This window comes from Cereibacter sp. Soil_C_27 (assembly GCF_057657095.1).
Map to the genome: position 1 here is coordinate 292,153 of NZ_JBDGJD010000001.1, position 13,263 is coordinate 305,415.

8 protein-coding genes are annotated in these 13,263 nt (G+C 69.2%); 1 reads left to right on the forward strand and 7 read right to left on the reverse strand.

Annotated elements, in window-relative coordinates:
• Positions 1 to 31 precede the first annotated feature (31 nt).
• The 6 genes from AC3A5Z_RS01480 to xdhA are packed head-to-tail and all read right to left on the reverse strand — an operon-like array spanning position 32 to position 8,328.
• Positions 32 to 964, reverse strand: coding sequence for an ABC transporter permease (locus AC3A5Z_RS01480; RefSeq protein ID WP_487517640.1), 933 nt, complete (start codon positions 962 to 964; stop codon positions 32 to 34).
• A complete protein-coding gene (locus AC3A5Z_RS01485; protein WP_107663321.1) occupies positions 961 to 2,043 on the reverse strand; it encodes an ABC transporter permease in 1,083 nt (360 codons plus the stop codon). The genes AC3A5Z_RS01480 and AC3A5Z_RS01485 overlap by 4 nt, the downstream gene beginning before the upstream one ends.
• Positions 2,030 to 3,556 (reverse strand): ABC transporter ATP-binding protein, encoded by a 1,527-nt coding sequence (locus AC3A5Z_RS01490; protein WP_487517641.1) that lies wholly within the window; start codon positions 3,554 to 3,556, stop codon positions 2,030 to 2,032. Before AC3A5Z_RS01490 ends, AC3A5Z_RS01485 begins: the two co-directional genes overlap by 14 nt.
• A complete protein-coding gene (xdhC, locus tag AC3A5Z_RS01495) occupies positions 3,553 to 4,491 on the reverse strand; it encodes a xanthine dehydrogenase accessory protein XdhC (RefSeq protein WP_487517642.1) in 939 nt (312 codons plus the stop codon). Before xdhC ends, AC3A5Z_RS01490 begins: the two co-directional genes overlap by 4 nt.
• A complete protein-coding gene (xdhB, locus tag AC3A5Z_RS01500) occupies positions 4,484 to 6,937 on the reverse strand; it encodes a xanthine dehydrogenase molybdopterin binding subunit (protein ID WP_487517643.1) in 2,454 nt (817 codons plus the stop codon). Before xdhB ends, xdhC begins: the two co-directional genes overlap by 8 nt.
• Positions 6,934 to 8,328: a xanthine dehydrogenase small subunit gene (gene xdhA, locus AC3A5Z_RS01505; protein WP_487517644.1), complete on the reverse strand. Its 1,395-nt coding sequence runs from the start codon at positions 8,326 to 8,328 to the stop codon at positions 6,934 to 6,936. The genes xdhB and xdhA overlap by 4 nt, the downstream gene beginning before the upstream one ends.
• A gap of 216 nt (positions 8,329 to 8,544) precedes the next feature.
• Between xdhA and dnaE the strand changes: the two genes are divergently transcribed.
• Positions 8,545 to 11,988, forward strand: a complete 3,444-nt coding sequence (gene dnaE, locus AC3A5Z_RS01510; RefSeq protein WP_487517645.1) for a DNA polymerase III subunit alpha — start codon at positions 8,545 to 8,547, stop codon at positions 11,986 to 11,988.
• On the opposite strand, the gene AC3A5Z_RS01515 is transcribed toward dnaE, so the two are convergent.
• Positions 11,985 to 13,049, reverse strand: a complete 1,065-nt coding sequence (locus AC3A5Z_RS01515; RefSeq protein ID WP_487517646.1) for an AbrB family transcriptional regulator — start codon at positions 13,047 to 13,049, stop codon at positions 11,985 to 11,987. The genes dnaE and AC3A5Z_RS01515 overlap by 4 nt on opposite strands.
• Positions 13,050 to 13,263: the final 214 nt, after the last annotated feature.

Below are 13,263 nucleotides of genomic sequence, written 5' to 3' on the forward strand. Positions count from 1 at the left end.
CGCCGGGCGGTCCCGGCTTGCTGCTTTTGCCTCAACGCGAGGCGTGGAAATTCTTGCCAAGGGCTGCAGGCGCTGCGGCAGCGGCGCGGCTCTTGTCGGCGGACATGATGACTAGCACGAGGATCGTTATCAGATAGGGGGACATCGACAAGTATTCGACCGGAATCCGCGCCCCTGCCGCCTGCAGGTTAAGCTGCAACACGGCGATACCGCCGAAAAGATAGGCACCCAGCAGCACGCGCCAGGGTTTCCAGCTGGCAAACACCACGATGGCCAGCGCGATCCAGCCTGCCCCGGCGGTGATCCCGTCGGTCCATTGCGGCACGCGGATCAGGCTCAGATAGGCACCGCCCAGCCCCGCCATCGCCCCGCCGAACAGGATCGCCAGAAAGCGGATGCGGACGACGTGATAGCCCAGCGCATGCGCTGCGTCGTGGTTCTCGCCCACCGCGCGCAGCACGAGCCCCGTGCGGGTATGGCGCAGCACCGCCCAGACCACCGCCACCGCCGCGACCGAGACATAGACCATCACGTCATGCCGGAACAGGATGGTGCCCAGCACCGGGATGTCGCTCAGCGGCCCCAGATCCAGCCTCGCCGTCGGCGGCGGCTTGATGCCCACATAGCCCTGTCCGATCAGGCTCGACAGCCCCAGCCCGAACAGCGTCAGCGCCAGCCCCGTCGCCACCTGATTGGCCATCAGGAACTGCGTCAGCAGCGCGAAGATCACACTCAGCGCCGCCCCTCCCAGAGCGCCGCCGACAAAGCCCATCAGCGGGCTACCGGTCGCCACCGCCGCGGCAAAGCCGCAGATCGCGCCCATGATCATCATTCCCTCGACCCCGAGGTTCAAGACGCCCGCCTTCTCCACCACCAGCTCGCCGATGGCGGCAAGGATGATCGGCACGGCGGCGACCATGAGCGAGGCGATCAGGACGGCGGGGTTGATCCCTCCAAGCATCATGCGGTCTCCCGGTTGGACAGGCGGAGGCGGTAGTTGGACAGAAGGTCCACGGCGAGCAGGAAGAACAAGAGCATCCCCTGGAAGGCCTGGATCGAGGCCGAGGGCAGCCCGAGATTGGTCGAGGCATTCTCGCCACCGATATAGGTCAGCGCCATCAAGAGCCCCGCCAGCAGGATGCCCACCGGGTTCAGCCGGCCGAGGAAGGCCACGATGATCGCGGTGAAACCGTAGCCCGAGGCGAAATCGATGCTGATCTGCCCCGCGGGCCCGCTCACCTCGAAGAGCCCGGCAAGCCCCGCCAGCGCCCCGGAGATCCCCATGCAGAGCAGCACCAGCCGGTTCGGCGACACCCCGGCAAAGCGCGCGGCGCGCGGCGCCTGACCTGCCAGCCGGATATGGAAGCCGAGGATATGCCGCTGCAGCAGCACATAGGCCGCGATCACCGCGATGAAGGCAGCGACGACGCCCCAATGCATCCCGCTCCCGGCGATCAGCTCGCCATTCGCCGCCGAAGGGTATTGCGACAGGTTGCGCGACCCGGGAAAGCCGCCGCCCTCGGGGTTGCGCAGCGCCCCCAGCGCCATCGACGACAGGATCGACTGCGCGACATAGACCAGAAGCAGCGAGACGAGGATCTCGTTGGTGCGGAACCTCGTGCGCAGCACCGCCGGGATCATCGCCCAGAGCCAGCCGCCGAAGGCCCCGGCGATCACCATCAGCGGAAAGATGAACCAGGCCTCCATCGGGTAGAAGGCCAGCCCCACGGCAGCGCCGAAGATCGCCCCCATGATGTACTGCCCCTCGGCCCCGATGTTCCAGATCCCGGCGCGGAAGCCCAAGGACAGCCCCACCGCGATCAGGATCAGCGGCCCGGCCTTCACCAGAAGCTGCCCGCGGAAATACCAGGCGAACTCGCCGAACAGCGGGTCCCAGAAGATCGTGCGGATCGCCTCCAACGGGTTCTTCCCGAGAATGGCGAACATCACCCCGCCCGCGATCATGGTCAGCACCACTGCCAGAACCGGGGTCGCCGCCGTCCAGAACCGCGAGGGGTTCGGGCGTTTCTCAAGCATGACCATGCGCCACCTCCATGCCATGCGCGCCGCCCATCATCAGGCCGATCTCGTCGATGGTCAGCCCCTGCACCGGACGCGGGGCGCTCAGCCGCCCCTCGTTCAGCGCGGCGAAGCGGTCGGCGATTTCCAGAAGCTCGTCAAGATCCTGACTGATCACCACCACCGCCGCCCCCTCCGCCGCCCGGTCGAGGATAGCCTGCCGGATCGCCGCCGCCGCCGAGGCATCGACGCCCCATGTCGGCTGGTTGATGACGATCACCGACGGCGCCTGCGACAGCTCGCGGCCGACGACAAATTTCTGCAGGTTGCCGCCCGAAAGCGCCCGCGCCGCGACCCATGTGCCCGGGGTGCGCACGTCGAACTCCTTGACGATCGCCTCGGCAAAGCTGCGCGTCTTGCCCCAGTCGATGAAGCCGTGCCGCGTCAGCCCCTTGCGCGTATCGCCCGACAGGAGCGCATTCTCCACCAAGGACATGTCGGGCGCCGCCGAATGGCCCAGCCGCTCCTCGGGGGCCGAGACGAGGCCCGCGCGCCGCCGCTCGTTCGGCCCGGCCGTTCCCATGCCGACGCCGCCGATCTGCACCGCATCCACGCCCGACCGCAGCTCGCCCGACAGCGCCAGCAGCAGCTCGTCCTGCCCGTTGCCCGCCACCCCGGCGATGCCCAGGACCTCGCCGCGCTGCACCTTGAAGCTCACGTTCTTCAGCGAGGTGCCGAAGGGGATGGGCGAGTCCACCGTCAGTCCCGCCACCTCCAGCGCCACCGCCCCCTTGGCCGTGCCGCTGCGGGCGGGCGGGGTCAGCACCGTGCCCACCATCAGCTCCGCCATCTCCCGCGCCGAGCGGTCGCGCGGCGTGCAGGTGGCGACCACCTTGCCGCGCCGGAGGATCGTCGCCTCGTCGCAGAGCGCCCGGATCTCCTCCAGCTTGTGCGAGATATAGAGGATCGCCGTCCCCTCCGCCGAGAGCTGCCGCAGCGTCTGAAACAGGATTTCCACCTCCTGCGGCGTCAGCACCGAGGTCGGCTCGTCCATGATCAGCAGCTTCGGGTCCTGCAGCAGACAACGGATGATCTCCACCCGCTGCCGCTCGCCGGCGCTCAGATCGCCCACCATGCGCGAGGGGTCGAGCGGCAGCCCGTAATCCTGCGACACCTGCCGGATCTTGCCCGCCAGCTCGCGCAGCTTCGGCGGGTTCTCCATGCCCAAGGCCACGTTCTCGGCGACGTTCAGCGCCTCGAACAGCGAGAAATGCTGGAACACCATCGCCACGCCCGAGGCCCGCGCCGCCCGCGGCTCGGCCGGCGCATACTCCGCCCCGCGCAGCAGCATCCGCCCGTGATCCGGCCGCACCAGCCCGTAGATCATCTTGACCAGCGTCGATTTCCCCGCGCCGTTCTCGCCCAAGAGCGCATGCACCTCGCCCGGCTTGATGGCAAAGGACACGTCGCTGTTGGCCACCACGCCCGGATAGGCCTTGGTCAGCCCCTCGACGCGCAGAAGGTCCCCCGTTGTCATACCGCGATCTCCGTCTCGGTTTGTCGTCTCTGTCCCAGCAACGCTACCGCCACGCCAAGCGCAATCGCCTGCGGATGCTTGCCGAGCGATTTGTCACCGATAGGGCACAGGATGCGCGAAATCTGCGCATCGCCATGACCGAGCGCGCGCAGCCGCGACCGGAACCGCGCGGCCTTGGTCTCGGACCCGATCAGCCCCAGCGCTGCAAAGCCATGCCCCAGCAGCCGATGACACAGCTCCAGATCCAGCGCATGCGAATAGGTCAGCACCAGATGCTCCGCCCCGCGCGGCGCATGGCCCGCCAGAGCCTCCGGCGCCGCGGCCCAGAGCGCGGTCACCCCCTCCGGCACGGTATCGGGAAACCGCTCCGCCCCGGCATCGACCCAGGTCAGCGCCAACCCCGGCAAGGGCGCCAGCACCGCCACCAGCGCCCGCCCGACATGGCCCGCGCCCCAGATCCAGATCTGCCGGTCCACCCGCGCCACCGGCTCGACCATCCAGCCCTGCACCAGCTGCGGCTCCGGCAGCACCCCTTCGCCACGCGCCCGCGCCAAAAGCCGCTTCACCGCCAGCGGCATCTCTCCCGGCCCACGTGCGATCACCGGCCCGTCCAGCGCCGCCACCGCTCCGGCATCATAGACCTCGGTCAGCAGGCTCACCGCCCCGCCGCAGCACTGGCCGATCGACGGGCCGAGCGCCACCCGCTCCAGCCGCTGCCCGCCCGCGTCGAGCATCGCCCGCGCCCGCGCCATCGCCTCCCATTCCAGCGCGCCGCCGCCGATCGTGCCCGAGGCGCCGCCCTGCCACACGAGCATCGCCGCCCCGGCCTCGCGCGGGCTCGATCCGTCCTCGCTGGCCACGACCACGCGGGCCACGCGGCTCCGGGCCTCGACCGCGGCCCGCAGCCCCGCCAGATCGAAGCCCCGCTCAGCCACGCTGCCGCCCCACGGCCGCCAGCACCCGCTCCGCCGTCGCCGGCCCGTCGAGACCCGGATAGACCGAGCCATCGCCACAGGCCGCCACCGCATCGCTCAGCGCCATCAGCACCGAGATCCCCAGCATGAACGGCGGCTCGCCCACCGCCTTCGACCGCCCCACCGTATCCTCCGGGTTGTCGCGGCCCCAGAGCGCCACGTTGAACACCGGCGGCCGGTCGGAACAGGCCGGGATCTTGTAGGTCGAGGGCGCATGGGTGCGAAGCCGCCCCTTGGCGTCCCAGACCAACTCCTCCGTAGTCAGCCAGCCCGCGCCCTGCACGAAGCCGCCCTCGATCTGGCCGATGTCGAGCGCGGGGTTCAGGCTGCGCCCGGTGTCATGCAGCACGTCGACCCTGAGCAGGCGGTTCTCGCCGGTCAGCGTATCGATCACCACCTCCGACACCGCCGCGCCATAGGCGAAATAGAAGAACGGCCGCCCCTCGCCCTTCTTGCGGTCCCAGACGATCTTCGGCGTCCGGTAATAGCCGGTCGAGGACAGCGAGACCCGCGCCTGATAGGCCAGCCCCACCACCTCGGCAAAGCTGTAATCCGCCCCCGCCACTTTCACCCGGCCACCGGCAAAGCGCACCTCCGCGGCCTGCGTCTGATGCCGCTCGGCCAGCATCGCCGCCAGCCGGTCGCGCAGCGTCTCGCAGGCGATCCGCGCCGCCATGCCGTTCAGGTCCGACCCGGAAGAGGCCGCCGTGGCCGAGGTGTTGGGCACCTTGGCGGTATCGGTCGCGGTGATCTTCACCGCCTCCGCCTCCAGCCCGAACACCCCCGCCGCCACCTGCGCCACCTTCTGGAACAGCCCCTGTCCCATCTCGGTGCCGCCATGGTTCAGATGCACCGACCCATCCTGATAGAGATGCACCAGCGCTCCGGCCTGATTGAGCCAGGTCAGCGTGAAGGAGATGCCGAACTTCACCGGCGTCAACGCGATGCCGCGCTTCAGGATCGGGCTCCCCGCATTCCACGCCGCGATCTCCGCCCGCCGCCGCGCATAGTCCGCGCTTCCGGCCAGCGCCGCCACCAGCTCATGGCCGATGAAATCCTCCACCGGCATGTGATAGGGCGTGGTCTGCACCCCCTCGGGCACCCGCGGCGCCTTACCATGCTGCAAGGTCTCCGCCCCCCGCGAGGTCAGATCCACCTCCTCCGCATCCAGAGCCCGAAGCGCCTCGGCGTCCTCTTCTCCTATTTTCTGTCTGAAAGTATCCTCGGGGGGTCCGGGGGGCAGACAGCCCCCCGGCCTGTCTACCCGCGCCGCGTAAAAATTCACGCGCCGCACCTCCAGCGGATCGCGCCCCAGCCGGTGTGCGATGTGATCCATCACCCGCTCGATCCCCACCATCCCTTGCGGCCCGCCGAAGCCGCGGAAGGCGGTGGCGCTCTGGGTGTTGGTGCGCAGGCGGTGGCTCTCGATCCGCACGGCGGGCAGGTGATAGGCGTTGTCGGCATGCAGCATCGCCCGGTCGGCCACCGGCAGCGACAGGTCCTGCGACCAGCCGCAGCGCATCAGGTGGCGGAACTCCACCCCGGCGAGCCTGCCCTCGGCATCGAAGCCGGCGCGGTAGTCGATGCGCAGGTCGTGGCGCTTGCCAGTGATCGTCATGTCGTCGTCGCGGTCGTAGCGCATCTTGCAGGGCCGCCCGGTGGCCCGCGCCGCCAGCGCGCAGGCGATGGCCAGTGCGTTGCCCTGGCTCTCCTTGCCGCCGAAGCCGCCGCCCATCCGCCGCACCTCGACCCGCACTGCGCTCATCGGCTGGTGCAGCGCATGGGCAACCTTGTGCTGGATCTCGGTCGGGTGCTGGGTGGAGCTCTGCACCACCATGTCGCCGCCCTCCTGCGGCAGGGCGAGCGCCACCTGACCCTCGAGATAGAAATGCTCCTGCCCGCCCAGCTCGATCGAACCCTCGATCCGCTGCGCCGCCCCGGCGATAGCCGCCGCCGCATCGCCCTTCTGCCAGACCACCGGCCCGTCCTCGAAGCGGCTCTCCGCCGCCAGCGCCTCGTCCACGGTCAGGATGGCAGGCCGCTCGCGCAGCTCCATCCGCCCGAGCCGCGCCGCCTTGCGCGCCGCGAGATGGCTTTCGGCCACCACGAGGAACATGGGCTGGCCGAGGTAATGCACCACGCCCTGCGCCAGCAGCGGCTCGTCATGCACCGAGGGCGAGCAGTCGGGCATCGGGTCGAAGGCGTCCGGCCCGAAGACCGCGACCACTCCCGGCGCTGCCCGCACCGCCGCAAGGTCCAGCGACAGGATCTCGGCATGGGCCGCGGGGCTCAGCCCGAAGGCCAGATGCAGCGTGCCGCGCGGGGTCGGCAGATCGTCGATGTAACGCGCTTCGCCGGTGACATGCAGCGGGGCCGCGTCATGCGGCAGCGGCTTGCCCGCGCTCATGGCTGCACCTCCAGCACCGAGACAGGTCGCCCGGCAAGATCGTGGAGATAGCGCGTGAGCATGTTCTGCGCCGCCTGCAGCCGGTAGCCCGCCGAGGCGCGCATGTCGCTGAGCGGGGTGAAATCGGCCGCAAAGGCGGGCAGGGCGGCGGCCACCGTGGCCTCGCCCCAGGGCTGGCCCAGCAGTGCCGCTTCCACCGCCGCGGCGCGTTTCGGGATGCCCGCCATGCCGCCGAAGGCGATGCGCGCCGCCGTCATCCGGCCCTCCGCAACGGTCACGTTGAAGCAGCCGCAGACCGCCGAGATGTCCTGATCGAAGCGTTTCGACAGCTTGTAGCAGCGCAGGGCCGGTGCCTCGGCCGGGATCGTCACCGCCTCGACGAACTCGCCCGGACGGCGGTCCTGCTTGCGGTAGTCGAGGAAGAAGGCCTCGAGCGGCAGGTCGCGCGTCGCCTCGCCCTGCCGCAGATGCAGCACCGCGCCCAGCGCGATCAGCGCAGGCGGCGTGTCACCGATCGGCGAGCCATTGGCGATATTGCCGCCGACGGTCGCCGCGTTGCGGATCTGCTCGCTGGCAAAGCGGCGCAGCAACTCGCCGAGGCTGGGGTGCAGGTCGCCTATCGCCTGCCGCAGCGCCGCCATCGTCACCCCGGCGCCGATCCGCAGCTTGTCGCCCTGCCGCTCGATCTGCGCCATTTCGGCGATGCCGTTGAGGAAGATCGGCAGCGGCAGCTCGCGCAGTTCCTTCGTCACCCAGAGGCCCACGTCGGTGGCCCCGGCGATCAGCGTGGCTTCGGGATGGGCGGCGTAGAGGCGCGCCAACTCGGCAATGCCGCGCGGTCGGAGAGCGTCGGGGAGGGGGCTGTCTGCCCCCTCCCCGGGGGGCATTTGAGCCAAGGTGAGAGGGGCAGAGAACCAGTCGGGAATCGGCGCGCTTTCCGCGGCCTGTGCGGCACGGATGATCGGGGCGTAGCCGGTGCAGCGGCAGAGATTGCCGGCCAGCACGTCGTCATGGTCGGTGCGGCCCTGTGCATGGGCCACGGCCATCGAGACGACGAAGCCCGGGGTGCAGAAGCCGCATTGGCTGCCGTGCTCGGCCACCATCGCCTGCTGCACCGGATGCGGCTGGCCTTCGGGACCGGCGATGCCCTCGACCGTGCGGATCGCCTTGCCCTGCAACTGCGGCAGGAACAGGATGCAGGCGTTCAGCGCGCGCGGGCCGGACTCGTCGGTCACCATCACGGTGCAGGCGCCGCAATCGCCCTCGTTGCAGCCCTCCTTTGTGCCGGTCAGCCCACGCTCCTCGCGCAGCCAGTCGAGAAGGGTGCGCGTGGGAGATGCTCCCGAAACACGCACCGGCGTTCCGTTCAGGTGAAACGCGATGTCCGTCATAGGGTAACCTGCCGCCTTCTCTGCATCCCGTGGCCCCGGCAGGGCCTGCGCCAGCCCGCCCGATGCGGCGTAAAGCGGGGGTGGTGCGACACCATGAAGCCTTTGCGCCGGGCACATGGCAAGGGCTGTCTTCGCATCGCTGCGTCACCGCGCGCCGGGGCGGCGCAAAATCCACGCAGGGTTCCGCCCGGCCCACGGCTCGGCTAGGGTGCCGCCATGTCGAACGCGCCCCGATTCATCCATCTCCGCACCCATACCGAACATTCGCTGCTGGAAGGCGCGGTGCCGGTGAAGAAGCTGATCGGCCTCTGCACCGCGCAGGCCATGCCGGCCGTGGCCGTGACCGACAGCAACAACATGTTCGCCGCGCTGGAGTTTTCGGTGCTGGCCAGCGGCGCGGGCATCCAGCCGATCGTCGGCTGCCAGATCTCGGTCTGCTTCGATCCGGCGGCGGTGGGGGAAAAGCCGCGCGCCCCGGCGTCGGTCGTGCTGCTGGCGCAGTCCGAGCGCGGCTACATGAACCTGATGAAGCTGAACTCCTGCCTCTATATCGGCACCGGTGGGCAGCTGCCGCAGGTCAGCCTCGAACAGCTCGAAACCCATGCCGTGGGGCTGATCTGCCTCACTGGCGGGGCCGAGGGGCCGGTGGGCCGATTCCTGCAGGCCGGGCAGGGGCCCAAGGCCGAGGCGCTGATGCGCCGGCTGCAGGCGATCTTCGGCGACCGGCTCTATGTCGAGCTGCAGCGCCATCCGGGCGAGGGCGGGCGGCTGCCCGAGGCGGAGCGCGCCTCCGAGCAGGGGCTGGTGGAGCTGGCCTATGCGCTGGGCCTGCCGCTGGTCGCCACCAACGACGTCTATTTCCCCAAGTCCGAGATGTACGAGGCCCACGACGCGCTGATCTGCATTGCGGAAGGCGCCTATGTCGACCAGCAGGCGCCCCGCCGCCGCCTGACGCCGCAGCACTACTTCAAGACCGAAGCCGAGATGTGCGCGCTCTTCGCCGATCTGCCCGAGGCTTTGGAGAGCACGGTGGAGATCGCCCGGCGCTGCGCCTTCAAGGTGGCCAAGCGCCCGCCCATCCTGCCGAAATTCGCCGATGACGAGGTGGTGGAACTGCGCCGTCAGGCGCAGGAGGGTCTGGCCGCGCGGCTGGCGATCATCCCCCATGCCGTGCCGGTGGCGGAGTACGAGGCGCGGCTGGCCTTCGAACTCGGCATCATCGAGCAGATGGGCTTTCCGGGCTACTTCCTCATCGTGGCCGATTTCATCAAATGGGCCAAGGCGCAGGGCATTCCCGTCGGTCCGGGCCGCGGCTCGGGCGCGGGGTCGCTGGTGGCCTATGCGCTGACCATCACCGACCTCGACCCCCTGCGCTACAACCTGCTGTTCGAGCGCTTCCTGAACCCCGAGCGGGTGTCGATGCCCGACTTCGACATCGACTTCTGCATGGATCGCCGCGAGGAGGTGATCCAGTATGTGCAGGGCAAGTATGGCCGCGACAAGGTGGGGCAGATCATCACCTTCGGCGCGCTCCTGTCCAAGGCGGCGGTGCGCGACGTGGGGCGGGTGTTGCAGATGCCCTACGGGCAGGTGGACCGTCTGTCGAAGATGATCCCGGTCGAGGGGGTGAAGCCCGTCTCGATCCAGAAGGCGCTGGCCGACGAGCCGCGGCTGCGCGAGGCGGCCAAGGCCGAGGAGGTGGTGCAGCGTCTCCTTGACTACGGCCAGCAGATCGAGGGGCTGCTGCGCAACGCCTCCACCCATGCCGCAGGCGTGGTGATCGGGGACCGGCCGCTGGACGAGCTGGTGCCGCTCTATCAGGACCCGCGGTCGGACATGCCGGCGACCCAGTTCAACATGAAATGGGTCGAGGCGGCGGGGCTGGTGAAGTTCGACTTCCTCGGGCTGAAGACTCTCACTGTGATCCAGAATGCGCTGGACCTGATGAAGCTGCGCGGCGTCGAGGTGGACATCTCGCTGATCCCGCTCGACGACAAGCCGACCTACGAGCTCTACGCCGCCGCCAAGACCGTCGCCGTCTTCCAGGTGGAATCCAGCGGCATGATGGACGCGCTGCGGCGGATGAAGCCGACCTGCATCGAGGATATCGTGGCGCTGGTGGCGCTCTACCGCCCCGGCCCGATGGAGAACATCCCGACCTATTGCGAGGTGAAGAACGGGCTCAAGGATCTCGAATCGATCCATCCGACCATCGACCACATCCTGCAGGAGACGCAGGGCATCATCGTCTATCAGGAACAGGTGATGCAGATCGCGCAGGTCATGGGCGGCTACAGCCTCGGCGGCGCCGACCTCTTGCGCCGCGCCATGGGCAAGAAGATCGCCGAGGAGATGGCCAAGGAACGCCCGAAATTCATCCAGGGCGCCAAGGCCACCCATGGCGTGCCGGAGAAGAAGGCGGGCGAGGTCTTCGATCTTCTCGAGAAATTCGCCAACTACGGCTTCAACAAGTCGCACGCCGCCGCCTATGCCGTGGTCAGCTACCAGACCGCCTGGCTCAAGGCCAATCACCCGGTCGAGTTCATGGCCGGGGTGATGAACTGCGATATCCACCTGACCGACAAGCTCGCGGTCTACAAGCGCGAGGTCGACAAGCTGGGCATCAAGACGATCGCCCCCTGCGTCAACGCCTCGCTGGCCAGCTTCACCGTGCGCGACGGCGCGGTGGTCTACGGTCTCGGCGCGCTGAAGAACGTCGGGCTCGACGCAATGCGGCTGATCGTCGAGGCGCGGGGCGACCGGCCCTTCGCCACGCTCTTCGACCTGGCCCGCCGGGTGGACCTGAAGCGCGTCGGCAAACGCCCCTTGGAGATGCTGGCCCGCGCCGGGGCCTTCGACTGTCTCGATTCCAACCGCGCACGGGTCTTCGAGGCGCTCGATCCGCTGGTCGCCTACAGCGCCGCCATCCATGAAGCCCGGAATTCCAGCCAGGTCTCGCTGTTCGGCGAGGCCGGCGCCGACCTGCCGGAACCGCGTCTGGCCAGCCGTGACGACTGGCTGCCGGTGGAGCGCCTGACGCAGGAGCATCAGGCCATCGGCTTCTACCTCTCGGGCCATCCGCTCGACGATTACATGGGGCCCTTGAAGCGCAAGAAGGTGATGACGCTGACCGAACTGACCGAAGCCGCGCAGCGCGGGCCGATCATCGGCAAGCTGGCGGGCTCGGTCTCGTCCCGGCAAGAGAAGAAATCGGCCAAGGGCAACCGCTTCGCCTTCGTCCAGCTCTCCGATCCGACCGGGCTCTACGAGGTCACGGTCTTCTCCGACACGCTGGAACAGGCGCGCGATCTGCTGGAGCCCGGCAAGAACGTGGTGCTGACGGTCGAGGCGACGCTGGAGGGCGACACGCTGAAACTGCTGGCCCGCGCCGCCCAGCCGATCGATTCGGTTGCCGCCGAAGCCGGGGGCTCCAGCCTGCGCATCCATCTCGACCGGGCCGAGGCCGCAGCCTCGGTCGCGGCGCTGTTTGCCCGGGTCACCGAGGCGGGGCGGGCGCGCGGCCAGATCACCATCTGCGTCGCCGATCCGGCCAGCGGGCAGGAGATCGACATCGCCCTGCCCAGGGACTACCCGGTGACGCCGCAGATCAAGGGCGCGATCAAGGCGATGCAGGGCGTGGTGATGATCGAGGAGATCTAGCCGATCCGGCTGGAGAAGATCCGCGCCACCAGCACGCTGAAGATGATCCGCGCCACGTGATGCGCGGTGACATAGACCACGCTCATCTGCAGGCTCAGGGCGATCAGGCTCATCTCGGCCAGCCCGCCCGGCGCGAAGGCCAGAAACACCGCCATGGCGGGCTGGCCGACCACGCCCGCCAGCGCGAAGGCAAAGCCGAAGGCCAGAAGCATCATCGCGCTGACATTCACCACCGCCAGCCGCAGCGCCATCGGCAGCGCGCCCCGGGTCAGTCCGGCAAAGCGCGCCCCCAGCACCGAGCCGATGACGACCTGCGTCACCTGCACCGCCCAGCCCGGCGGCACCGCCTCGGTCAGCCCGGCCAGATGCGCCAGCGCCGACAGGGTCAGCGGCCCGGTCATCACCGCCGCGGGCATCTTCAGCCGCGTGCCGATCACCACCCCCAGCACCCCGCAGAGCGCCAGCACCAGCACATCGGCAAAGCCGAGCGCTGAGTGTCCGCCGGTGCTCACCCCGGCGCTGCTGCCCACCGCATGGCCGGTGAGCCAGCTGAAGATCAGTGGCACCGCGACGATGGTCAGGATCAGCCGCAGGAACTGCAAAAGCACCAGCATCCGCTCGTCCGCCCCGGCCTCCTGCCCGAGCGTCACCGATTCGATCAGCCCGCCCGGCACCGCGCCGAAGAAGGCGGTCGGCGCATCGAGCGGCCCGAGACGGCGGTAGATCCGGTAGCCGATGTAATGCGCGATCGGAATGTAGAGCCCGAGCGCCAGCAGGCTCGACCACCAACCCGGCATCTGCGCCAGAACCTCCGGCGTGAAGGAGCCGCCGATCCCCAGCCCGATGACCGGCACGAACAGCGTGCGCAGGCTCTGCGGCACGGCGATGGCCCGGTTGAACAGCCGGAGCCGGAAGGCCGCCGAACAGCCCACTGCGGTCAGCGACCCCAGCAGCAGCGCCAGCGGCAACCCCGCCGCCTTGGCCGCCAACCCGCCGGCCGCGCCGATGGCGACGGTCAGGAGGGTGGCGAGGGGGTCGAAGGGGAGGGAGAAACGACGCATCCGCGGCACATCATCACCGGCATGGCTGAAAGGCAAGGCGCGAGGGATGTCGCGTCCGTGGCAGGCGCCGGGGGAGGGGCTGTCTGCCCCTCCCCGAGCCCGGCCCTGACGGGCGTTCTTCGCTGAAAATCGTCCACCGGACGATTTCCGGGCGCTCATCACCCCCCACCCCGAGGATATTTGTGCAAGGTGAGGGGAAAGAGGGTCAGCTCTT